The sequence below is a fragment of the Granulosicoccus sp. 3-233 genome, assembly GCF_052681095.1.
The window spans coordinates 142,760-166,154 of the sequence record NZ_JBQYLE010000002.1 but is presented as its reverse complement, the minus strand read 5'-3'; the positions used below and the strand labels follow the sequence as shown (position 1 = coordinate 166,154).

Here is a 23,395-nt window from a genome sequence, read left to right as displayed (position 1 = left end):
AACACCCTGCGGGGTGACGATGTGGCCACCGGTGGATCATCGAACCGGCATCAGCAGACCAGAAAATCACGGGGAATCCTGGATGCCAACTGCTTTTCGCAGTAATCCAGCAAGGCATCAGTGGTATGTCTTCTGTCTGCAAACTGCGTGCTGATATACAGGTGACGCGCCAGCGACAAGGATTCGAGCAGACAGATCCGACGTTCATCGACCAGCGCCCCTGCGGCCGCATAGCCTTGCACAAATGCCTGCTCGAGAGGCTGTAATGCCGATACGCAGCCATATCGACGCAGGGCAAATTCCTTGATGTGCGCAAGGAAGTTGCCGACATCGATTGCAGGGTCACCTTGCGACACCAGATCCAGATCGAGGAGCCAGATACGATCGCCATCGATCAGTAATTGATCCTGGTAGAAATCACGGTGAATCAGGCGGTCACGGGTTTCCGGCAAGGATCCAAATGCATGCATGGCTACGTCCCGCAAGGTCATGAGCCTGTCGGTCAGGTCTGGCCGCCCTGAAATCGCCTTGTCCAACGCCCCGGCAAGGACTTCCGCCTCGCTCTGCAGGGACCAGCGACGAGAACTGCTCACCGGCGTCGAATGAAGTACGGATAACGCTCGTCCGGCCTTCTCGAATGGCGTGGAGTCGGCACCGGGTTCGAGAGACAGACTCAACTCCTTCCCCGGCACCATGGCCTGGAACCAGATGTTCAGCAGGGTGTGAACCCCCAGGTTTTCCGGTACACACACACCCTGAGGATTGCTCTCATTCAGTCCGGCGTCACGTAGCAGATCATGCAGAGCCGGCGTTTGCACATCCGGTTTGCGGAACCTGAGCTTGCCCAGCACGACGAGCGGCTTGCTTACCAGCGAACGGCTTGTCTGTCGCAAGTCATACCGTATCAATGCCCGTCGCCCTGGCTTGTGACGCAACAAGCGGGCGGATGCCAGCGTCAAGGCACCGGACGTTGGCGCCAGAAGCTGCATCATGGGCTTTCGCATTGCATCGATATCCAGCGCCGACGTCAGCATCGCCGTGGCCTCGCTCTTCGATTCATGATGAGGCCGGACTCTGGCTCTCTTGAGCAGTGACTCCACTCTGCCGAGCAGCACCTCGGCCATATCATACCAGTTGGCATGCCGCTGACGAAAACCGTCAAAAATCAGCAACAACAAGGCCCTGGCATGAAACGCCTGAATCAAGCGCATATCGGTATCCGGCAACACCTCCTGATACCCATCGATGAAAGCCTGTTGGGCGCATCGCGCAACAGGCAGATCGAGACTGCCATCCAGCGATTGATGCTCCAGCCGCGCAAGAAAGCAACCTACATCCCGCAGTGGATTGCCGATCATGGCACGGTCCCAATCAATGACCACCGGATGAATTCCCGTGCTTTCGATTCCGGCCGCATTTTCATCGGCAAGGATTACCTGATCGGCACTGAAGTCTCCATGAATCAGTGTCAGGCGCGAAGCTGAACCAGAACAGACCTCATTGGCCAGACTGGCAAGCCGATTCAATCTCGGAGACAGTCGGGGTGCCAAACGTGTGTAATCCTCCGAGATATCGAGCAAGGGCCTCATCAGCGAGTCGTGAGTCTCTCTGGTGAACGGCAATCGAACCTCGGGCTGTGACTCATGGAACTGTGCAAGCCAACTACCGGTCGTGAATAGCGCCTCACGATGCAATTCTCCAGACAGGACCGGACACAGCGAAGGTCCCGGGGTCCAGGCACTGGCAATCGAGTGGCGCCTGTCATTGATGCCCAGAATCTGCACCCCTGACAGCAGTGAGCATAGTCTCGCTCCCACCAGAGCCTTGCCGAAACCTCGAGGGTCAACACACTTCACCAGAGCTCGAGGGTATCCGTTTACATGCAGTCGCGACACGATGCGACGATTCGGCTTGTAGCGCAACATTACAGTCTCCAGTCGACCGATTGACCCGGATTTCGGCAGCAACTTTTGCAAGAACCGACCCCGCTGTTCAGCCAGGGTCAACTTGCGGGCGGCTCTGAGATGTCGATCAAGTGCCATCGGCACCAGCGCTACACAGGCATCATCCAGCAAGATGGCCTGCGACTCCCCCCCGTTCAATTCACTGCGAGCCTTCACCTTTGCAAAGCGCTCAGGCGGGTATGCCATCACTGCATGGGCATTGCCGATACCATCCACGACACCAGCTGTACAAGAAGTACCGGGCTTGTAGTTGAAGTAGCTTGTCTTCTCCAGATTGATACCCAGGCGTTGCGACAACAGCTCATTGTCCAGCATCAAAGCCAGGCCGGGGAGCCTGCTTTCCCGTTTGATGATTTCCAGGTCAGCGTGTGACGGCATGCATCTTTCCCTGTCGTTGCTCGGAGCTCTCTGAAGAAGCCCATAAACGGGCATACTGCCCACCTCGTAGCACCAGCTCCTGATGCCCTCCATCTTCCGGTATACCTTCGCGCGAGAGGCACACGATGCGCTCGCAACACGACGCCAGTTTCAGATCATGTGTGATCAGGAAGCTGGTTCGTCCGGTGCAGATGCGTTCGATGGCATCGATCACCACCGCCTCACTGTTGCGATCAAGTCCCACAGTCGGCTCGTCAAGCAACACGATCGGGCAGTCACGCAACGCAGCTCTGGCAATGCCGATGCGCTGCCGCTGCCCGGCACTCAAGGATGTGCCACGTTCCGAAACCACGGTAGCGTAGCCATCCGGCATCGCCATGATGAATTCATGCGCATTGGCCAGGCGTGCAGCCGCCTCGATCTGCTCATCGGTCACTTCCCCTTCTGCCCCCAGTGCAATATTCTCTCGCACACTGGTCTGGAACAGCAGGTTCTCTTGCGGCACCAATGCGATTCGCTTTCTCAGGCTGGTCAGTTCGAAATCCCTGATATTCAGACCATCGAGCAGAACACGTCCTTGCTCCGGATCGTAGAAGCGCAGTACCAGACTGATGAAGGTAGACTTGCCGACTCCGGACGCACCGGTAATGGCAACACGGGTACCGGGATCGATCGACAGAGAAAAATCGTCGAGAACAGGCAGAGCATTGCGCCCGTACCGAAAAGAGACGTGATCGAACTGCACTCTGCCGCTGAAGGAGGGGGCACGCTCGGCCGCCCGCCCATTCCTCACCTCCGGCACTTCATCCAGTAGCTCGATGACACGCTCGCCCGCAGCGGTCGCCTTGGCCAGGCGACTGCTGTACTTGGCATAATGGCGTACTGGTCGAAACGTGTTTTTCAGGTAGGTGATGAACACCAGCAGATCGCCCGGGCTCAGTCGCCCGGCCTGAATCTGCAGGGTACCGAACCACAACACAATGGCCATGCCAATGGCGAGCAGCAGATCGACGCTGCGCTCCATGGCTGCGGCCAGCTTCTTTGCCTGGACCCCCTCTTTCAGACTCTTCCGGTTCTTTCCCTGAAAACCTTCGGCCACACGCTCTTCCAGCGTGAATGCCTGTACGGTACGAATGCCGGCGAGCGATTCGGCTGCTATGGATGCCATATCGCCTTCTCGCTTGCGTTGCTTCCGACTGATCATCTGAATCTTCCTGCCGATTCGCCGGGTGTTCAGGCACAACAGAGGCAGCGGCAGAAGTGCCAGTAGTGTCAGCTGCCAATTGAGCATCAGCATGACCGTGATCATCCCCACCAGCATCAGCAGGCTGACAGCTAACGGAAGAGCCGCGGTGACCATCGTCTCCTTCAGCATGCCAACATCGCTGATGAGGCGCATGGTCAGATCTCCGGTCCGCACACGCGTATGGAACGACAGAGACAATCGCTGCAGATGGTCGAACAGATCCCGGCGGATATCAGTCAGCACCCGATTGCCGATCAGCGCAAATCCGACGGTCGCCATATATTCGAAAGCGGCCTTGAGGGCAACGATGACAACAACGGCGATGCAGCACCAGGCCAACAATTCGCCAGCCCCCAAACCGGAAAACCAGGCCTGCCCGTTCATGACAGGAATACCAAGCATGCTCGGCACTACCTGATCGATGATGTATTTCAGTGGCCAGGGTTCCAGCAATCTGACCAGCGTGGCAAGTACCAGCGCCAGCGTCGATCCGGCGAGCAACACTCGATGCTCGCGTAGATAGGGGGAGAAACGCACCAGCACCCGCCGCAGTCCGGGAACCGTCTGGCGAACAGAGGTTGGACGGTGACCCTTCCTGTCACTCACGATGCAACCGTCAACCGCCGATCGGGATTCGCCAGTCTCAGCACGTGGCTGGCTACCTGATTCCAGTCATGATGGGTGATAACATGCTCGCGTGCTGTAACACCGAGACGCCTGGCCAGTTCCGTATCACTCGCCAGATGTTCCAGCTTCGAGGCCAGAGCCAGCGGATCACCGGGGGGACACAACAGTCCATTGTGCTCGTCCCGTATCACGGATTCCAGGTGACCGACGCGACTGGCCACCACAGGCAAACCGGCTGCCATGTATTCATGGATTTTCAACGGAGAGAAGTAGAACGGCTGATCACCTCGATAAGGGGCGACAGCCACATGCATGCGAGCCAGTTGTCGCGGCACCTCTGAGGGAGTCTGCTTGCCGGTGAATTCCACACAATCTGCCAACTGCAAACGTCCGACCTGTGCTTCCAGGGAGCTTCTCTCAGGACCATCACCGACAATGAGCAAACTCGCATCAAGACCGCGCTGACGTAGCAACAGAAACGCCTGTACAAGCGTTGTAACGTCGTGCCAGGGTTTCAGAGTGCCCAGAAACCCGATGGTGAAAGGGCCAGCCGGCTTGCGAGTCTCTGGAAAGCGACGAGGATTGACGCCATTTTCCACGACATGAATGCGATCCGGCTGCGCCCCGAGTGACCTGGCATATTCGCTGACCGCCGGTGAAACCGCTGTGACGACCTTTGCGCAGCGCATGGCCCGGCTGGCCATGGAGCGCGCTTCAAGCGCCAGAGGCAATTGTCGGTGGCGTGACTGTTCTTCGATCAATGGCGCATTGACTTCGAGTACACCCGGAATGCCTTTGCGCAAGGCCACGCTCATGGGAGCGTGTGTGAACAGTGAATGACGTTCGTAAACGAGGTCACAGGGTGCGGGTCCGGACAGTGCACGGGAAATCAGTTCATTGCTCTCCATCGTCAGTCGCGCTCGCCGCGTGGCGTTCCTGTTCTCATGTCGTGGCAGAGGAATACAGGCCAGATGTGCAAGATCGCGTGGCGGAGTTCCTTCCAATCGCGGTGACATGATCGTGACACGAATACCCTGCGCCAGAAAGGCTCGAACCATTTCCTGAACATGAACCGAGGCGCCCTTGCAGCCGAATACCGGGATACCCTGATCGGCACAGACATATAGCAAATGCATCACGCGGCTCCCTGCTCTACCCTGGCATGGGCACCGATGGCAGTGTCGAAGACGGATCTGAGGACGGCCGAGTTTCGTTTCTGATCGAAGTTCCTTTCGACTCTCCTGCGCCCGGCCCTCGCCAGCCGCTGCCGGAGCGCCTTGTCATCGAGTATTCTGAGCATCGCGGACGCCAGTGCCTCGGCGTCTCCCTGCGGCACGCACAAGCCGGTTTCATTGTCGAGGACAAGCTCCGGAATACCCGTCACATCGGTGCTGATGCACGGTACCCCGAGAGCCATGGCCTCGATCAGAACAGTCGGCAGGCCATCCCGATTACCATCATCTCCGACGATACAGGGGCAAGCCAGCAAGGCAGAGCTGCGCATGGCAACGAACACCTCGCTCTGTGGTCTTGCTCCCAACAGGCGCACACTGTCGCCGAGCTTGCCGGAATCAATCTGCGCCTGAAGATTGCGCATTTCATCGCCGGTACCCACAATCTCGCAGTTCACTTGCCTGCCGGCATGCACCAGAATCCGAATGGCTTCCACCAGGATGTGAAATCCCTTCTTTTCCACCAGACGCCCCACAGCCAGCAAACGAGTGGCCGTCGGTTCCGGATCCTGATAGGCAAATCGCGTCAGATCCAGACCGTTGTAGATGCGTACGATACGATCGGAGTGACATTGGTATCGCTGCCGCAGGAAATCGACGTTGAACTCTGAGACTGTTACCACGTGAGACGCATCGTCAATTTTCGACTGCAGCTGTTGGGGGACATCGTAGTGGTAATAGATGTCCTTGGCATGGGCGGTGAAACTGTAGGTAATACCGGCCAGTCTGGCCGCCAGTCTGGCAACACTGGTTGACACCGTACCGAAATGAGCATGAAGATGAGTGACTCCCCGCTTCTGGCACTCCATGGCCAGCATCATCGACTGCGCTACATTGCGTGCATTCTCACCCTTGAAGGACGCGAGTATTTCCCACGCCTTCGGCAGTGCTCGCAGCGTCTGTACCATGAGCTCCCACAAGGAATCGGCACTACGCAGTTTGTCCGGTAGCCGTGTCACCGGCGCCCTGACCTGACCCAGCGTATCCTGGAAATGGGTCTCTTCCACAGGGCGAAGCGCGAAGATCTCGACAGGCAGCCCAGCGGCCTCGTGCGCCAGAATCTCATTGACGATGAACGTCTCTGAAAAGCGTGGATAGCGCTTCACGACGTATCCGACTTTCACCCCGCGCGACGGTGATTCTCCCTCGGTGTTCCGAGTCATATCCAGCGTCAGGTCATGACCGTGCGAATGATCGTTGGTCTCGGAAGACAAGTGGTATGTATCCATTGGTATCAGCCTGCCTCACTCAGGGGAGCAACAAGGTCGCTCAGAAATCGCTCTGCCAATGCAGTCACTCGATCCAGTCCATTCAAGTCCACGATCGAGCGGGCTATCGTATTCGGTTTGCCATGAAGTGAAGTCATCCATCGAGACAGGCTCTCCGCATCCAGTCGCTCGGGATGAAGCAAGTCGACCAGGGAATGGGCTTGCAGTAACCCTGCTCTCAGCCATTGTTCCTGGCGAGGTGCGACGCGCGGCACTATCAGAGCAGGCCGACCCAGCGACAGCACCTCACACACCGTGTTGTAGCCCCCCATCGACACGATGCCGGCAGCGCCCTGCATCAGCGCGATCGGCTCTCGGATGAAATCCACCAGGGTGAGATCAGGGTTTGCATCCACCATTTTCTGTATCGAGTAGCGCCTGTCCTTCGCCATCTGCGAACCCGTGATCAGTATTCCGCGATATCCGGCAGGGAGCGAGGCAGCGGAGAAGGCTTCACACAAGGCCCCACCATCCTTTCCACCACCGACGGCGCAGAGCACATAGGGACGACAATCATCTCCCAGTATCGAGTCACGACAATGCCAGGCAGCCGGATTGTTCAGCCTGGCTGATTGATCGAGAAACCCGGTATGACTGGCCTTGCGGCGAATATCCTCTCCAAACTGGCAGTCATCGATCAGGTCATAGATGCCTGGATCGCCATAGACCCAGACCTCATCGTAGAAATCCCTGATGGCCTCGAAATTTCGTTGCCGGAGCCACTGCTTGCGAACCGTGGAAGGGGAATCGATGACATCGCGCAACCCCAGCACGACGCTGGTTCGCGGATTGCTGCCACGTAAATGCTGGAGCGTGCTGTTCAATTCCGATTGCGCTCCTCTGGGAACATTGTCCACGATCAGCAACTCCGGTTCGAAACTCATGATCGCCGCCTTGATGATGCTGGCTCTCAGTTCCGTCAGTTCGCCAAGATTGCTGCCAAGGTCTCGCGGCTGATATTGCCCATCACTGCCCTTGCTGTAGGCTGGCAAGGTCAGGCAATCAACGCCCGCGGGGATCTCGAATGCACCGGCTTCACGCATGCCTGCAATCAACAGAATCTCCGCTCGACTTGCGCTACGCCGCAATGCATCAGCCAGCAACAGATTGCGACGAAGATGCCCGAAACCCAGCGTATCGTGCGAATACAATACAATGCGTGGATGCCGTACGGTGCTGGCTCTGTTGCCTTGTCCAACCTCTGTCGGTAGAGATCTTTCCTTTACGCTGATTGCAGGAGTTTCCATGAGCTGCACTTGTCCCTGGTCTACGAATCGAGTGACGACAATTACAGTGCCGCATCTGCACGCGCTGCGGAATTAGAATTCGATAAGAACGCTTACTTTCCCGTTTCAGATCGGCAATGATTACAAAGTCAAAATGCGCTACAACAGTGCAACAGAGAGAACTCTTACTCGCTCGTTCAACGGGTTCTTCGCAGAAACGATCCTTCATGAACGGCGTCCGGGAACCTGACAGGCATGCGTGCAAGATCCAAGATCATCCTGAGTAATGCCGCGTTGTTTCTGGGCGTTTCGAGCACTTGCCTGATCATCATTCACGCGGTCATTCTGTCTAATGCGAATCGACTACACCTGCAGGAGTCGTACGATCAGTTGCAGAATGTTCACGTCATGGCCAGCGCGGCCAATCAGTTGTCTGAACAACTGGCTGAGCTCACGGTCCTGGGGCTTGAAGAAATCGCGGCGGTCGATGAAGCAGATCGTGAGTTATCCGAGGCGATCGATCAGCAACTCGACTTCGTCAACGCAGAAATACAAGGTATCGAGGACGACCCCGAAGAATTGCAACAGGAACAAGGCGAAATAGCCAAGATCCACCTGTTGCAGGATATTCAGACAGATCTCATGACGAATTCCCGGCGAATCATCGACAAGCTGACGGTCAACGATCAGGTGGCGGCAACACGAATCTATCGTGACGATATCGAACGTTCCCTGGACAATGAGATGGACGAGCTCATCGCACTGCTGCTCGAGGAAGAGAGCAGGGAAATCCAGCAAGCGCTGGTCGATTCCGACGAACTGGCCTGGCGCTCACTGGTTCTGCTGATGGCGGTCATCGCCATCGTTGCCTTGATGACGATGACCAATGCCTACCTGATCAACAGAACCATTGCCAGACCTCTCGTTTCGCTGACGCGAGCCACAGAGGCCGTCACACGAGGAGAGCTCACTCACGCAATCCGTATTCCATCAACCGACGAGTTCGGCGAGCTCGGCAATCGATTCAACCACATGCTGAATCAATTGGCGGCGGAACGGGAACGAGTCAAACAGGCCCAATCCGTACTGGAACAACAGGTCATGGAGCGCACCAACGAGCTGGCAACGGCCAATCTCAAACTCCGGGATATCGATGCGAGCCGCTCGAACTTCCTCGCCGACATCAGTCATGAACTGCGCACACCCTTGACAGTGCTACGCGGTCAGGCCGAGATCGCATTGCGTGACCCCGAGCGAGAGGTTGACGACATGCGTCATACCCTGCAGCGCATCGTCACCAAGTCAGCACAGATCGGGCGTCTGGTAGACGACCTGTTGCTGTTGTCTCGCTCTGAAAGCGGCTCCATCGGCATTGAGGATGGTGATGTGAAATTACAGGACGTCATCGCCGATGTCCTTCTGGATAGCGAACAGCTTTCCCGTCGTGGCAGAATATTCATTTCTGCCAGGCAACCCGAAGAGCCTGTCCTGATCCGTGGCGATGCGCAGCGACTTCGCCAGGCGATCCTGATCGGCCTGGACAATGCCGTCAAGTATGCGCCTGATCAATCCACGGTCAGCATCGAACTGCTTTGCGACGATCAGCATGCCCACATATTCCTTCGTGATCAGGGACCCGGCTTTGGCGAACAGGAACTGCTGTGTGCCTTTGATCGCTTCTATCGCGGCACTGATCCCAGCGGACGTTCCAGTCGCGGACTCGGGCTGGGCCTGTCAATTGCAAAATGGATCACGGAACAGCACCAGGGCAGCATTGGCATTGAAAACGACGAAAACGGAGCCGTCATCCACCTCCGCTTGCCTCTGACAGAGAACATGACATGAGCGAGAAGACAGGTATTCTCATCGTTGAAGACGACGAAGAAATTGCCGAGTTTCTTCAGATAGGATTGAGTGCGGAAGGCTATCAGGTGAGCGTCACCCACAATGGCCACAACCTTCTCGAACGTGTCGCTCGCGATAGCCCCGCCCTGCTGATTCTCGATCGCATGCTGCCAGATGACGACGGAGTCGATCTGTGCAAGCAACTGCGCGGTGCCGGGCTCGATACCATGGTATTGATGCTCACAGCCAAGGACACAATGGATGACAAGATCGATGGTCTGCGAGCAGGCGCCGATGACTACCTGACCAAACCGTTCGGTTTCGGTGAGTTGCTCGCACGGCTGGAAGCCCTGTTGAGGCGCACCAGCCATGCGGGTGATGCGCAGAGCATCAACATCGATGACCTGCGGATAGACTTGTCAATCAAGGCTGCGTTCCGTGCCGAGATGCCACTGTCCCTCACCGCAACTGAATTTTCCTTGCTGCGTTTCCTGGCCGAAAACGCGGACATGGTCATGAGTCGGGAAGAGATACTCAAGGCTGTGTGGGGCTATGATTTCGATCCGACCACCAATGTCGTGGAGGTCTACATCAGCTATCTGCGCAAGAAAGTCGACAGCCGACACGAAACCAAACTGATCGCGAATGTACGTGGTTTCGGGTATGTACTGCGGTCGCCGAAGGAAGCTTGAACTACAGCGAGTGGTCAGAACCTTTCTGATCGTCGAGTCTCTCGGTTGCCGCCGGAACGTCGATGGTACCGATCGTCGGCAGCACCGCTCCGAAAATGATGGTAGCGTGCGCCCATGCTCGATATCCTCCATCAAGACGATCACCTGGTCGCAATCAACAAGCCCAGTGGCCTGCTCGTTCATCGCAGTCTCATTGATACAGGAGAGCAGGAATTCGCCCTGCAATTGACTCGCGATCAGATCGGGCAACGTGTCTATCCGGTACACCGCCTCGACCGTCCCACCTCGGGTGTTCTTCTGTTTGCCCTGAACGGCGAGATCGCCAGACAGTTGTCCGCACAATTTGTTGAGCGGCAGGTTCACAAGCAATACCTTGCTCTGGTTCGCGGCCATATTCAGGACACTGGCCGGATCGATTATCCACTCAAGGAGGAGCAGGATAAGATGACGGACAAACTGGCCGACAAGCACAAGGATGCGCAGAGTGCCGTCACCGACTACCAGGTCATCGAAAAACGCGAACTGCCCCATGCCGTGGGTCGCTATGCCAGCGCTCGCTTCACACTGGCAAGCCTGGTACCACACACCGGTAGAAAGCACCAGCTCAGACGCCACATGAAACATGTGTTTCACCCGATCGTCGGCGATACCACGCATGGCGACGGGAAGCAGAATACCTTCGTGCGCCAGCAGTATCACTGTCAACGGCTCATGCTGCACGCAGCCAGTCTGCGTTTCTCACACCCGGTCAGTGAGAAAACCATCGATCTTCAGGCACCGGTGCAGCAGGACATGCGCGAGGTTCTGACGGCGATGGGCTTCGCCTGGCGTCACAAGACTTGTCCGGCACTCCTGTGACCTGAACGGTGGACTTCATCGCCAGTCTTGACGCATCCTGAGCTCGCGACGTTCATCTGCAGGATCGCCAGGTTACATTGAACCCATGCCCACACCCATCGTCCTGAATCAGCCGCAACCGAAACACAGCCCGCTCGAAGACGTGCAAGGCTTTGCGATCTCTCTGGTCACCACCGCCATCGGTCTGTCCATCATCGCGCAACTGGGGTTCATCACGGGGCAGACGGCAGGTCTGGCACTTGTCATCTCCTACCTGACAGGCTGGTCGTTCTCCTGGGTGTTCTGGTTGATCAATCTGCCCTTCTATGCACTCGCCTGGACGCGAATGGGTCGGGAATTCACGCTGAAGTCGATTGCCTGCGTGACGATACTCAGCCTGCTGATGGCGCTGATTCCGAACTGGCTGAGCTTTGACCACATCAACCCGCTCTTCGGCATCATCACATTCGGAATCCTGACAGGATACGGACTGCTCGGCACCTTCAGGCACAAGGGCAGCCTCGGCGGTCTGGGGGTCGTTGCACTCTATGCTCAGGAGCATCTCGGGGTGCGCGCCGGCCTTGTACAACTGGCATTCGACGCCGTCCTGTTTGCCGTTGCCTTCACCCTGTTCGAACCTTCGCGCGTGCTGTACTCACTGCTGGGTGCACTGATCCTGAGCGCCGTCATCACCTTCAACCATCGACACGACCGCTATATTGCCGACTGACACCGGCGTGGCTGATTCCGCAACGCCTGTCCGCTGTTGCCATCGCGCCACACTGTTACAGCTGGCTTCGTGACCCTGTCACTGGTAGGCTGGAGTCTGCCGCGTTCATTGGTCTGGATCGCACTCTGCGGCCGTGCATGGATCTGACGCAATGTCGGGAGGCTCTGCATCATGGACACTGTCGAATTCACTCGCATGCAGGACGGCACAGCCGAGGAGTATGCCTTTCTGGAAGGCCTCGAACAGGAATACGCTGCGCAGCTGCCGAGACGCATCGAGGCACAGCTGCAGAATCTGGCGAACTCATTGAGCGGTTATCGGGTGAACCGCCTGGAGCATTCGCTGCAGTCAGCTACCCGTGCCTGGCGCGATGGTCGATCAAGGGATTACATCGTGGCGGCACTGGTGCACGATATCGGCGATGAGCTGGCTCCATACAGCCACAGTGAGCTGGCTGCGGCCGTACTGCGTCCGTTTGTCAGTGAGCGCCTGTACTGGATTGTCAGAACACACGGCGTCTTCCAGATGTACTACTACGGCGAACAGACCGGGCAGGACAAGCATGCGCGTGATCGTTACCAGGGACATGTCTGGTTCGATGATGCCGTCGAATTCTGTGAACTCTACGATCAGAACTGCTTCGATCCGGCATACAAGAGCCAGCCGCTGTCATTCTTCCGACCGATGCTCGAGGAAGTATTCACCCGTGAACCCTGGACCGTCGAGGGCAACCGTTCCTGACAGGTGAGAGCTGCGCCTGACTGTCCGGTGTCATTGGCATGGGTTATGATCAACCATCATGATTCACTGTTGCCACTACGAGACCACCACTGGCCAACGGCTGCAGATTGTCGTTGGTGACAAATTCATTGACCTGACCTGGACCACCGATCACTGGTGGAAGGGTGAAGTCGAAATCAGCGGCGCCTACCGTTATCGGCTTGTGGAAGGCGACACGATAGTTCGACAGGAGTCAGGCCCGGATCACGAGCCACCACCGGGGCTGGCTCACGGCGCACAGGTAGTCGATCGCTGGCAAGACCAGGACGCGCTTCGTACCTCACGCCGTTCCAGCCTGTTCTCCCGTGCACGTGCGGTTCATCATCGAGCTGAACCCTGCACAGTTGCGGAGAATTCTGACCGGGTATGCTTCCGCCTGCTGGAACCGGACGTACCTTCCGGCTGGCACCCCGTGGTGCTGGTAGCGGGCGACACGAATGGCAACACGATCCCGATGCGCCCCGCGCGCGACGGCTACCCCTGGTGGGAGGCCGTACACGATACGGCACCAGCGGCTGGTTATCGCTATGCCCTGCGACGACCTGACGGAGGCCTGGAGCCTGAAACCGGACAACAGCGAATCGTGCCGCCAGACGCCACCCGGATGGTGGTGGTCGACGAAGCCATTCGAGGACGCCGCGGTTGGCGCGGCGCTGGCCTTGCTTTGCCGGTGTTCGCGCTGCGCGGCGAGCACTCCCTTGGTGTTGGACAATTCAGCGACCTTCCCGCTTTCATCGACTGGGCTGCCGACGCCGGCATGAGCCTTGTCCAGCTACTGCCCATCAATGACACGACGGTCACGCACGATTGGCACGACTCCTACCCTTATGACCCGGTATCGGTTCACGCCCTGCACCCCTTGTATATCGATGTGCTCGACCTGCCGGGTGCCGGCGCCGTGGTTGACGAGGTGACACGGCTTCGGGGCGAACTCGACGGCCTTCCCCAGATCGACTATCTGCGGGTCATGAGCGCCAAATGGGGCCTGTTGCGCAAGCTCTACGCCGCCGACAGGAAGTATCAGGGCCTGCAGGCCTTCATGGAAGCCGAGTGGGACTGGCTTGGCCCCTACGCCCTGTGGTGCCTGCTTCGTGACCGTCACGGCACGGCTGATCGCAGTGCATGGGGCGTCGATGCAGGCTTCGACTCTGCTCGTGTTCTGGCTGTACGGCAACCGGATCATCCAGATCATGACGAATTCCGGTTTCACGTCTGGTTGCAGTTCCACCTGCACCGCCAGCTAGAGGCTGCCGCCGAACACGCCTGGAGCCGCGGTGTTGCCCTGAAGGGTGACCTTCCCATCGGCGTCTCTCCGCACAGCGTCGAGACCTGGGTGCACCCCGAGTGGTTCAACATCGGCACCCAGACAGGCGCCCCGCCGGATGACTTTGCTGTCGATGGGCAGAACTGGGGCTTTCCGACCTACGATTGGGAGGCGATGGCAGATGATGGTTACCAGTGGTGGCGGCACCGATTCGCAGCGCTTGCGCGAACCTTCGATGCCTATCGCATCGATCATGTGCTCGGCTTCTTTCGAATCTGGGAAATTCCCGAAGGCCAGCCCTCCGGGCTGCGTGGTCGCTTTCTACCCTGCCTGCCGCTGACCGAGCCCGAGCTGCGCGGCTGGCTGGATGACATCGACCTCGCCCCTCTGATCACGCCTCTCGGTGACGATCCTCGCAACCAGACATTGCTGGCGGTTCCGGGTGGCTGGCACCCACGAATCCAGTGGTGGAAGACAAGCGGCTACGAACAATTGTCCGCCGCGAATCGCTCGGCGTTTGACGACATGGCCAATGCCTTCTTCTACTCCCGTCATGATGCGCTGTGGCGAGGCCGAGGCCGGATGGCGCTGCGCGGGGTGGTCGAGGCAACCGACATGCTCGCCTGTGGCGAAGATCTGGGCATGGTTCCACCGCAGGTCCCGGAAGTGATGCGCGAACTGGGCATGCTGTCACTCGAGATCGAGAGAATGCCCAAGCAGCTGGGACACTGGCGAACCGATCCAGCCACGGTCCCGTATCTGTCCGTCACCAGTACAGGAACACACGACATGGCCGTGCTGCGTGGCTGGTGGAGAGAATCGCCCGCAACAGCCGCTCTCCTCTGGAATGAAGTGCTCGAGCACGGTGGCCAGGCACCCCTCGAGCTCCCCCCTGCTGCCGCCGAGCATCTGGTGGCCGCGCAATTCGCCTCGCCGGCAATGCTGGCAATCCTGCCTCTGCAGGATCTTCTGGCAATCGATGCGGAGCTTGCGCATGAAAACCCCGATGCCGAGTGCATCAATGTGCCCGCGGATCGCCATCATCGATGGTGCTACCGCTTGCATCTGACTACCTCGGAGTTGCATTGTGCAAGCACCCTCACCTCGCGACTGCGACTGCTGGTGGAACGTGCCGGTCGGGCCACATCCTGAATTCAAGACTTGCAGCAGCAATCTGAAGGCTTCTACTGGTAAAGGAAAATCGCCAATCGGAAAGCTGTTCTGTCAAACAACACCCGCCATCCTCTGCCGGAACAACTCAGACGACAATTGGTTAAGTCAGCCGGAGGAATCGTACCTCCGGCTTCTCGCAGAATCTGGCATGAACGCCTCCGCTCACCAGGCCTCCATCGATCCGCCTCTATATCTGCCATCTGAAACCCAATGTGGGAACAGACCAGGATGACTCCGTTCTTGTGCCCGAAGCCACCGATGGGCGCGTAACCAGTGTCCCTCCATTTATTTGAATTTCCTCATAACCCATTGGATCACGACTTGTATTTCACTCGGCTTTGTGAGCATCCTCTGGAACGATGACGGCGTTCTGAGGTGTCTTGTGAGAAAGTCGACAGGCAGGAAACACGGTGCTACTTCACCGTCAAGTGCTAACAGAATATAGTGGGTCTGGTGGCGCGTGGGGAAAGAACAGGAGCCCCGCGCTCTTAAGCAAACATAATTTGCAACATCGCCGCGGTGTCGCCCATCCGCTGGATTGATGACAGCGAAGGACTTTCTCTATCGGGATTCGGTCCACTCCCAAACTGCAACACCGAGCGAGCACTACGAGTTCGAGTCACCGAGCGAGCATCCCATGTAAACGTCTACAGCAAATCCCCGCCAAATTGTTCGTCTATCCAGATATTGACCCGCGGCCGTTCAGACCATCGAATCGCGTACGAAGTCCATGACTGAAATAGCGTGTCAATGGCGATCCTCGTGGGGGGATCCTCGGTGGAGTATTTCTTCAGTCATCGTCACCCCTCTAACACGAAGGATATCGACTGATTTTCTGGTGCCACAAGCAGACTGAATATAAATGAGATATTGACAAATTCATATGCATGTTTGTCCCTGTTGATCTCTACATCAAGACACCTTGCAACAGCCTGCACAAGGCGTCTCTATCAAACAATTAACGCAAGACAGGCTCTAGTTGAAAATGAGGGCTTTCATCTCTCCAGAACAAGATGACATAGGTGATAACAACGACTCATTAGTCATCGGGATACCAGGTTAGACAGACAACAGATCTAACCACCTGGAAAGTCTGTCTGACAAAGCAGAAGAATACTGCCGGAGTGTGAATCTGCAGTTCATGTTTCCACCCGCTCTGACGAACATCACAAATTCCACTTAGCGGAATTGTTTGACTAATCAGACCAAATCTATTGACTCCACTCCATCAATTACGGAATAATTTCTACTCAGCAGAACATGATTCCACTCAGCGGAATTTATAGAAAGGTATTTAAAACAAAATGACGGCGATTTTGAAAAATTATGCTGCAGACGGAACACAGGCTCTTCCCCTGTACCACTGGCCTGCAACCGAATCTGCAGTGAAGCCTCCTGTCGTCCTTCTGCACTCTCTTTTCTTTGACGGAACAATGTTCGAGAACTGTGTCCGTTTCCTGAGCAAGCAACGCGACTGCTATGCGCCAACCTTTCGCGGTCAATGCAACGTTGACACCGGTAACGTGACCCCGACTATCGAGAGACTTGCTCTTGATATCGCCTATCTGGTTGACCAGCTGGAATTGGACAAATTCCATCTGGTCGGCAGCTCAATGGGTGCATACGTCGCAATGGAAATGATACGACGACACAATCAACAAATTGCTTCGCTGACCTTGTCTTGTTGCACAGCTGAAGTCGAGAAAAATCCGGAGCGCTTTGCCCAACTGAGCCAGTACCTTTCGGACGGCCCACAGAATGACAGCAAAGAAAGAATTTCCCGATTGATGATGGGCCAAAGCTCGTTGCGAAACCCGACATCAATCATCAATCACTGGGTTAACAAGTTTGCGAACATCAGTAGAAACATGTCCGTCGTCGTTGATTGTGTGTTCGCCCACCCTGGTTATGAAGATGTTCTTGCGACCTATACAAGCCCAGCCTTGCTCATTGCCGGACGGGAAGACAGAGCGAAGTCGGTTGAAGATATGACGCGCATCGCGAACCAGTTAACTCAAGCACAAACACTGGTGTTCGAAACATCAGGTCACACACCCGCGGTCGAGGCGCCCGAGTTGTTTGGTAGCGAAATAGGCCGATTCTTGAACTCTGTCGATTCGACACAACCCACAACTACGAAAAGGAATTAATCCATGCGTGCCCACGATAGTGAAGCCGTCATACTCGGAGAAACCTGCGACGCAAGCACCTCGCCGCTTCCGGACCTGATTGTTGAATCTCGCCAAGATTACATAGAAGAGGCTGGCAACGTCCTGCTTGTAGGTTGCCAATCTGAGTCATCTGGCAGCATGGCATTTCCAGCACGTGAGTTCTGCCCTGTATCAGGTGCACGTGATATGAAGCCGATGACGTTCGGTCCGGAGGGAATACTGTATTCCTACTCGAAAATTCATGTTTCCTCATCTCGTCCGACGCCTTACACGATTGGCTATGTGGATTTCAGGAATGGTCTGCGAGTTCTTGCGCACATCAGAAATGTAAACGATCAGGATCTGACTTGTAATATCCCCGTTGAGTTGAAGTCCGATGATCAAGGGTGGTTTGTAAGTCCTATATCCCACCAAGGGAGCAAACAATGAATAACACAGTGGTCATTGGTGCTTCCATGATTCCGATGGGCAAACACAAGACGTCAAGTTACACCGGCCTTGGAGCCCCAGCGGCCATGAACGCGATCAAGGTGTCCGGCATTGAACTTGATGAAATCGACAGCGTAATCTGCGGACACGCCTTTGGAGGAATGCTCACGGCCCAGCGGATCGCCAAGGAAATCGGAATCGGATCTATCCCGATGATCAACGTTGATAACGCATGTTCTAGCGGAGCTACCGCCATGAACATTGCGGTCTCCGACATAGCCAGCGGAAAATCCGACGTCGTTCTTGTGATCGGTGTGGACAAACTTACTCAGTTTGGCGGTGGGACCCTGCCCCTGGTCGTGGAAGATCCAGAGGTCCAAGCCGGCATGGTAATGCCCGCATTATATGCAATGCGAGCAAAGAGATTTCTCTATGAGCGAAGCGAAACTGCCGATCTGCTGGCCGCAGTCAGCGTCAAAGCTCGCAATCACGGAGTACAGAACCCATTCGCACAGTTTCGCAAGCCTGTTACTGTCGAAGAGGTATTGGCCTCACGCTCCATCTCTGACCCTCTGACACTCCTGCAGTGTTGTCCGACGGGAGATGGTGCGGCAGCACTGATCATGGTATCCGATAGAAAAATGAGAAAAATGGGGATTTCTGGCATCAGGGTTTCTGCGTCCGTACTCCATTCAGGAAAAGCAACTTCAGGTTTTCGCAATATGTTGCATCCGGAGATCACTTATCAATCTGCAAGGGATGCCTATGAACAAGCCGGCCTGGGCCCTGATGATATCGATATGGTGGAACTTCACGACGCTTTCACCATTGCGGAATTGATCTATTACGAAGCTCTTGGCTTGTGTCCTGAAGGAGATGCCGCCGGCTTCCTCAGAGATGGAAACAGCACCTATGGCGGCAAGGTCGTGGTCAACCCCAGTGGCGGACTGTTGGCAAAGGGCCACCCCGTTGGCGCATCGGGCGTTGCTCAAGTTGTTGAAGCCTACTGGCAATTGACTGGACGAGCGGGGAAACGGCAAATTGAAGGTGCAAGGACAGCAATGACTCATGTGACTGGAGGTGGTATTGCAAACATGGACCATGGTGCCTGTACGGTTCATATCTTCGAGACTACATCATGAGCAACTCGAGCGGAGGCAAGGATTCGACGGAAAACCCGGTAAGCACCGGGACTGTAAGTCGAGCCCTCAGACTTCTTTCCATACTTGCCGATGCCGACAAACCAGTGACTATCAAGTACGCGTCCGAGAAGATGCAGCTGGCACCTTCAACTGTACACAGGCTGCTTGGCCTGCTCAAGGAAGAAGGCTTCGCCGTGGATGTCATTGACACACGCTGCTATGCGGTGGGGCCTCAATTCTACAGAGTCAGTGCGCGGGTCATTGAGAACTCTAGTCAAATGGAATTCATACGACGAGTCCTTCAGGATACAGTTGCGACCTATGACGAAACAGTTCTGTTCGGACAGTACCTTCCCTCTGAAGGCAAGCTGAGCTTTGCGCTTCGCTGCGATGGTCATCAGAAACTTCTTTACCAGATTGAGATGCACAGACCGCTCTCACTTGTCTGGGGCTCCTCGGGAAAAGCTGTGCTGGCACACCTGCCACCACACAGGGTTGCAGACATCCTGAGCAGAGAGGGGAATTCGCCGGGCGATTCCTCTCCACCGCCCGACTATGACGACTTGATGCAACAACTGAGTGTCATGCAAACCAAGGGTTATTGCATCAGTCACGGAGAGAAACTCCCCGGGTCTCGCGGTATCGCAGCTGCCGTTTTCGATCGCTCTGGCGTAATAGGATCCATATGTCTGACTTCGCCCGAAACTCGAATGCCGGATGCGGATCTCGATGAAATAGGCAGAGACCTGGCAAGACGCGCTGAATTGTTATCGCATGAATTAGGGGCAAAATCGTGAACGATCATCCAGCAGATTCAGATCCGCTGTCGAGTTACAGGGTTCTCGACATGACCACTTTCCTGTCAGGTCCGTTCTGTACACAAGTACTGGCAGATCTGGGTGCGGATGTGGTCAAGATCGAACCCCCCACTGGGGACTCCAGTCGCCACATACCACCTCACTTTGTCGAGTCGGACAGCGCATACTTTCTTGCGAACAATCGGAACAAGCGTTCGGTTTCAGTGGATCTGAAGTCACCGGACGGGCGCAATCTGGTCAGCAGACTCATCACGCAAGCAGATGTTGTGATAGACAACTACCGCCCTGGTGTACTGGCTCGCTTGCAGCTGAACCCTCTGGATTTTTGCAAAAAAGACTCTCGACTCATATGGGCCTCAATCAGCGGCTTCGGGCAGACTGGACCGGCCAGGGACCGACCGGCATACGACATGATTGTGCAAGCGGAATCCGGCGTCATGAGCCTGACCGGCGAACTCGATAGACCCTCAGTACGACTTGGCATTCCGGCGGGAGATACAGTAGCTGGTCTTTACGCAACGATTGCGGTAAACGCCGCTCTTGCTGATAGAGAAAGAACAGGACGAGGCCGGATGATCGATGTCTCCATGCTCGATTGTCAACTAGCCATGTTGTCCTATCAAAGCGCCTATGCACTTATCGGTGGTGTTACACCAGGACATCAAGGAGCGAGGCACGACTCGATTCCGACTTACCGCTCCTTTAGTGCCGGTGATGGACGAGAAGTCGTCATTACAGCCAATACCGAGCGAATGTGGCAGGGCTTGTGTCGCGCGGTAGAACGAACGGAGCTCTGTAGTGATCCGCGCTTTTCGTCCGGCGAGCTCCGATTGGAGAATCGCGATGCCTTGTGGGAAATCCTGGAAGCAGCCTTCCTCCAACGAGCTGCTGAAGACTGGATTTCCATACTGGAGAAAGAAGACGTTCCTGTTGCCCTGATAAAATCGGTGCCCGAAGCCTTGAAAGACGCTCAACATTCCGATCGTGGCATGATCACCTCGATGAAGAGCCGACACGGCTCGGCAATCGACGTAGTCGGCAACCCCATCAAGATGTCCGGAATAACTTGCAAAACGCCCAGCTACCCCCCTGCGCTTGGTGGTGATGCTGCAAGTGTGATGAAGGATTGGTTGAATATCAGTGAAAGTGAAATTCAACAGATGTCGGCAAATGGCGCGTTCCTGAGTCCTTCGGCGCGCACATGAATACCAATAGCCATTATTCCGAGACAATTCGAACCGAGGATACGGTGGATCGTTCAATCTCCAAAGTTGCGACGAAGGACGTCTTCGCTCTGCATTCACTGGGTCTTGACCGTAACTGCTGGAAAGGGTTGGCCGATGCGGTAGGGACGGATTGGAAGATTCACGGCCATGATCAGCGAGGACACGGAAAGGCTGCTGAATATCCCCCAGAGGATTTCTCCGACTTCATTGCGGATGCTCGTGCTGGAATGCAGAGGTTGAATACTCATGAGGTGCATTTGATGGGTCACTCACTTGGTGGAGCCGTTGCAGCCAGCCTGGCAGCCACGACACACTATCCCAATATTGCATCTCTGACTCTATTGGCAACCCCATTTGAAGGATCACCGAAATTTTCAGAACGCGCTCGAGCCTCGCTGGTCGGCAGCATGCAAATTGCTTCCGGAGAAACGCTGGCGAGGTGGTTCGGCAATGATACCCACTCGCCTGCATATCAACTTGCCGCTGACTGCTTGTCTCGAATGAATCCTGCCAGCTATGACGCGAGCTGGGTCGCGCTCGGTCAGTTTCCCGGTTACAACAGACTTCATGGCTTGCTACCCAATACTTTGATCATTTCATTCGGCGATGACCAGTCCACACCGCCAGATGTTGGTGAAAAGATTCATACGACATTGCAGAACCGCGGCATCAAATCAAGGCACTTGGTGCTGGAAGGTCACGGGCATATGGGTTTGCTCACGGCAACAGATGAGTTGAGTTCGCATCTGACCACTCACTGGGATTTCTGTTGTCCAGAGCCAACATCGAGAAAATCGAAATCATGAACACTACAATGAGAGTTGCACTTGTAACAGGTGCTGCATCCGGAATAGGGCGATCCATTACCGAATCTCTACTGGAAAACGGGTATATAGTCGGCGCGCTTGATCGGAACCGAGATGGAATTCCAGAAGGGGCGATTCCACTGATTGCAGATGTTCGCGAAACTGCGTCCATCACACTTGCGGTAGATAAATTCTCACAGGGGCAAGGACGACTGGATCTTCTGGTCAACAATGCAGGTATCAGTTTTGTCGGAGGTATTGAGGCTGGCAGCGAAAATGACTGGCACAACGTGCTTGACATAAATGTTCTGGGCCAAATGCGCGTTCTGCGAGCCGCCCTTCCCTGGCTACGCAAGTCCGATTCCGCGTCGATAGTTGCACTCTCCTCATGCACGGCTACCAACGGGATTCCCGAGCGGGCATTGTATTCGGCGAGCAAAGCCGCAGTGCAGGCCATGATGCTCTCCATGGCCACTGACATGCTGCACGAGAACATTCGTGTCAACTGTATCGCACCTGCAACGGTGGACACTCCTTTCATGACCGAACTCGCCAATAGATCAGACGATCCGATAGCAAAGAGAAGAGAGTTCGAGGTACGTCAACCGACTGGTCGCATGATTCATCCTGATGAAGTTGCCAGTGCCGTTCTGTACCTGGCAAACCCTGTCAATCGATCTGTTACCGGTACGACCTTGATACTGGACGGAGGCATGGGAAGCCTTCGACCTACAATTCCACTTGAAGCAACAAAAAAATGAAAGAGAAATCCATGCACTTCGAAGACAAAGTCATCATTATTACTGGTGCGGCTCAGGGAATTGGCCGCCAGTACGCCATTGCCTTTTCCAAGGCCGGAGGCAAGGTTGTCGTTGCCGACCGAAATCAGGAAGCGGCGAACAGAGTAGCCTCCGAGATAATCGATATGGGTTACCAGGGCCTGGCCATTGCAACGGATGTCTCCGAAAAAACATCCGTCAATCGAATGGTTGGCGAGGTACTGACTCGCTACGGGAGAATCGACGTTCTCGTAAACAATGCAGCAATCTTTTCCACATTGAAGATGAAGCCATTCGAGGAGATCGAACCTGAAGAGTGGGATCAGGTCATGGATGTAAACGCACGAGGTGTTTTCTTCTGCGCACAGGCTGTCGCAGACACAATGCGAACACAAGGTAAAGGGAAAATCATCAATATCTCTTCTTCTGTCGTGGTGACCGGGCGCGCCAACTACGCACACTACATTGCTTCCAAGGGAGCTGTCATAGGCCTGACCAGAGCATTGGCCACTGAACTCGGGCCAGACAATATAAATGTCAATGCCATCAGCCCACATGGCATTGTCACCGAAATCCCTCGAGAGACCATTCGCCCGGAACAATGGAACGACATCATCGCCGGACAGGCTCTGAAAAGAAAAGGCTCCTCCGAAGACATGATCGGCAGTGTGATGTTCCTCGCGTCCGATCAAAGCGACTACATGACAGGTCAAACGCTGAACCTGGATGCAGGCCTGAGATACAACTGAGAGAGAAGAACAA

The 23,395-nt window shown here is 55.7% G+C and carries 19 protein-coding genes; 14 read left to right on the top strand and 5 right to left on the bottom strand.

Annotated features, from left to right (window positions below):
- Positions 1–50: 50 nt before the first annotated feature.
- From ACUNV4_RS05735 to ACUNV4_RS05715, 5 genes are read right to left on the bottom strand one after another with little or no spacing between them, the layout of a single operon-like run.
- Positions 51–2,342, bottom strand: a complete 2,292-nt coding sequence (locus ACUNV4_RS05735) for a phosphotransferase (protein WP_430877547.1) — start codon at positions 2,340–2,342, stop codon at positions 51–53.
- Entirely contained in the window at positions 2,326–4,194 is a 1,869-nt protein-coding gene (locus tag ACUNV4_RS05730) for an ABC transporter ATP-binding protein (protein WP_430877546.1), read from the bottom strand. The genes ACUNV4_RS05735 and ACUNV4_RS05730 overlap by 17 nt, the downstream gene beginning before the upstream one ends.
- A complete protein-coding gene (locus tag ACUNV4_RS05725) occupies positions 4,191–5,351 on the bottom strand; it encodes a glycosyltransferase family 4 protein (protein ID WP_430877545.1) in 1,161 nt (386 codons plus the stop codon). The genes ACUNV4_RS05730 and ACUNV4_RS05725 overlap by 4 nt, the downstream gene beginning before the upstream one ends.
- Complete coding sequence (locus ACUNV4_RS05720; protein ID WP_430877544.1) at positions 5,351–6,676, bottom strand: glycosyltransferase family 4 protein; 1,326 nt, start codon at positions 6,674–6,676, stop codon at positions 5,351–5,353. The genes ACUNV4_RS05725 and ACUNV4_RS05720 overlap by 1 nt, the downstream gene beginning before the upstream one ends.
- A gap of 5 nt (positions 6,677–6,681) precedes the next feature.
- Positions 6,682–7,962 (bottom strand): glycosyltransferase family protein, encoded by a 1,281-nt coding sequence (locus tag ACUNV4_RS05715; protein ID WP_430877543.1) that lies wholly within the window; start codon positions 7,960–7,962, stop codon positions 6,682–6,684.
- 234 nt (positions 7,963–8,196) lie between these two features.
- On the opposite strand from ACUNV4_RS05715, the gene ACUNV4_RS05710 reads away from it, so the two are divergent.
- From ACUNV4_RS05710 to ACUNV4_RS05645, 14 genes are all read left to right on the top strand, one after another.
- Positions 8,197–9,786, top strand: a complete 1,590-nt coding sequence (locus tag ACUNV4_RS05710; protein ID WP_430877542.1) for a sensor histidine kinase — start codon at positions 8,197–8,199, stop codon at positions 9,784–9,786.
- Positions 9,783–10,478, top strand: a complete 696-nt coding sequence (locus tag ACUNV4_RS05705) for a response regulator transcription factor (protein ID WP_430877541.1) — start codon at positions 9,783–9,785, stop codon at positions 10,476–10,478. The genes ACUNV4_RS05710 and ACUNV4_RS05705 overlap by 4 nt, the downstream gene beginning before the upstream one ends.
- 114 nt (positions 10,479–10,592) lie before the next feature.
- Positions 10,593–11,336, top strand: coding sequence for a tRNA pseudouridine(65) synthase TruC (gene truC, locus ACUNV4_RS05700; protein ID WP_430877540.1), 744 nt, complete (start codon positions 10,593–10,595; stop codon positions 11,334–11,336).
- Between the two features lie 85 nt (positions 11,337–11,421).
- Positions 11,422–12,045, top strand: a complete 624-nt coding sequence (locus tag ACUNV4_RS05695) for a YitT family protein (RefSeq protein WP_430877539.1) — start codon at positions 11,422–11,424, stop codon at positions 12,043–12,045.
- 171 nt (positions 12,046–12,216) lie between these two features.
- Positions 12,217–12,786 (top strand): HD domain-containing protein, encoded by a 570-nt coding sequence (locus ACUNV4_RS05690; protein ID WP_430877538.1) that lies wholly within the window; start codon positions 12,217–12,219, stop codon positions 12,784–12,786.
- Positions 12,787–12,844: 58 nt separating this feature from the next.
- The gene (locus ACUNV4_RS05685) at positions 12,845–15,241 is read left to right on the top strand and encodes a 4-alpha-glucanotransferase (RefSeq protein WP_430877537.1); all 2,397 of its coding nucleotides are present in this window, start codon (positions 12,845–12,847) and stop codon (positions 15,239–15,241) included.
- A gap of 1,325 nt (positions 15,242–16,566) precedes the next feature.
- Positions 16,567–17,412: an alpha/beta fold hydrolase gene (locus ACUNV4_RS05680; protein WP_430877536.1), complete on the top strand. Its 846-nt coding sequence runs from the start codon at positions 16,567–16,569 to the stop codon at positions 17,410–17,412.
- A 3-nt stretch (positions 17,413–17,415) separates the two neighbouring features.
- Positions 17,416–17,862, top strand: coding sequence for a Zn-ribbon domain-containing OB-fold protein (locus ACUNV4_RS05675; RefSeq protein WP_430877535.1), 447 nt, complete (start codon positions 17,416–17,418; stop codon positions 17,860–17,862).
- Positions 17,859–19,004 (top strand): thiolase family protein, encoded by a 1,146-nt coding sequence (locus ACUNV4_RS05670; protein ID WP_430877534.1) that lies wholly within the window; start codon positions 17,859–17,861, stop codon positions 19,002–19,004. Before ACUNV4_RS05675 ends, ACUNV4_RS05670 begins: the two co-directional genes overlap by 4 nt.
- On the top strand, positions 19,001–19,801 hold the full coding sequence (locus ACUNV4_RS05665; protein ID WP_430877533.1) for an IclR family transcriptional regulator: 801 nt from the start codon (positions 19,001–19,003) through the stop codon (positions 19,799–19,801). Before ACUNV4_RS05670 ends, ACUNV4_RS05665 begins: the two co-directional genes overlap by 4 nt.
- Positions 19,798–21,027 (top strand): CaiB/BaiF CoA transferase family protein, encoded by a 1,230-nt coding sequence (locus ACUNV4_RS05660; protein ID WP_430877532.1) that lies wholly within the window; start codon positions 19,798–19,800, stop codon positions 21,025–21,027. The genes ACUNV4_RS05665 and ACUNV4_RS05660 overlap by 4 nt, the downstream gene beginning before the upstream one ends.
- Complete coding sequence (locus ACUNV4_RS05655; protein ID WP_430877531.1) at positions 21,024–21,854, top strand: alpha/beta fold hydrolase; 831 nt, start codon at positions 21,024–21,026, stop codon at positions 21,852–21,854. Before ACUNV4_RS05660 ends, ACUNV4_RS05655 begins: the two co-directional genes overlap by 4 nt.
- Positions 21,818–22,615 carry an SDR family NAD(P)-dependent oxidoreductase gene (locus ACUNV4_RS05650; RefSeq protein WP_430877530.1) on the top strand — a complete coding sequence of 266 codons (798 nt, stop codon included), beginning with the start codon at positions 21,818–21,820 and terminating at the stop codon, positions 22,613–22,615. Before ACUNV4_RS05655 ends, ACUNV4_RS05650 begins: the two co-directional genes overlap by 37 nt.
- Positions 22,612–23,382, top strand: coding sequence for an SDR family NAD(P)-dependent oxidoreductase (locus ACUNV4_RS05645; protein ID WP_430877529.1), 771 nt, complete (start codon positions 22,612–22,614; stop codon positions 23,380–23,382). The genes ACUNV4_RS05650 and ACUNV4_RS05645 overlap by 4 nt, the downstream gene beginning before the upstream one ends.
- The last annotated feature ends 13 nt before the right edge of the window (positions 23,383–23,395 follow it).

Bases quoted from the DNA above. Each gene is read 5' to 3' on its own strand.
- ACUNV4_RS05725 (WP_430877545.1), bottom strand. From the start codon at position 5,351: ATGCATTTGCTATATGTCTGTGCCGATCAGGGTATCCCGGTATTCGGC.
- ACUNV4_RS05705 (WP_430877541.1), top strand. From the start codon at position 9,783: ATGAGCGAGAAGACAGGTATTCTCATCGTTGAAGACGACGAAGAAATT.
- ACUNV4_RS05710 (WP_430877542.1), top strand. From the start codon at position 8,197: ATGCGTGCAAGATCCAAGATCATCCTGAGTAATGCCGCGTTGTTTCTG.
- ACUNV4_RS05665 (WP_430877533.1), top strand. From the start codon at position 19,001: ATGAGCAACTCGAGCGGAGGCAAGGATTCGACGGAAAACCCGGTAAGC.
- ACUNV4_RS05690 (WP_430877538.1), top strand. From the start codon at position 12,217: ATGGACACTGTCGAATTCACTCGCATGCAGGACGGCACAGCCGAGGAG.
- ACUNV4_RS05695 (WP_430877539.1), top strand. From the start codon at position 11,422: ATGCCCACACCCATCGTCCTGAATCAGCCGCAACCGAAACACAGCCCG.
- ACUNV4_RS05715 (WP_430877543.1), bottom strand. From the start codon at position 7,962: ATGGAAACTCCTGCAATCAGCGTAAAGGAAAGATCTCTACCGACAGAG.
- ACUNV4_RS05735 (WP_430877547.1), bottom strand. From the start codon at position 2,342: ATGCCGTCACACGCTGACCTGGAAATCATCAAACGGGAAAGCAGGCTC.
- ACUNV4_RS05680 (WP_430877536.1), top strand. From the start codon at position 16,567: ATGACGGCGATTTTGAAAAATTATGCTGCAGACGGAACACAGGCTCTT.
- ACUNV4_RS05720 (WP_430877544.1), bottom strand. From the start codon at position 6,676: ATGGATACATACCACTTGTCTTCCGAGACCAACGATCATTCGCACGGT.
- ACUNV4_RS05675 (WP_430877535.1), top strand. From the start codon at position 17,416: ATGCGTGCCCACGATAGTGAAGCCGTCATACTCGGAGAAACCTGCGAC.
- truC (WP_430877540.1), top strand. From the start codon at position 10,593: ATGCTCGATATCCTCCATCAAGACGATCACCTGGTCGCAATCAACAAG.
- ACUNV4_RS05685 (WP_430877537.1), top strand. From the start codon at position 12,845: ATGATTCACTGTTGCCACTACGAGACCACCACTGGCCAACGGCTGCAG.
- ACUNV4_RS05670 (WP_430877534.1), top strand. From the start codon at position 17,859: ATGAATAACACAGTGGTCATTGGTGCTTCCATGATTCCGATGGGCAAA.
- ACUNV4_RS05655 (WP_430877531.1), top strand. From the start codon at position 21,024: ATGAATACCAATAGCCATTATTCCGAGACAATTCGAACCGAGGATACG.
- ACUNV4_RS05645 (WP_430877529.1), top strand. From the start codon at position 22,612: ATGAAAGAGAAATCCATGCACTTCGAAGACAAAGTCATCATTATTACT.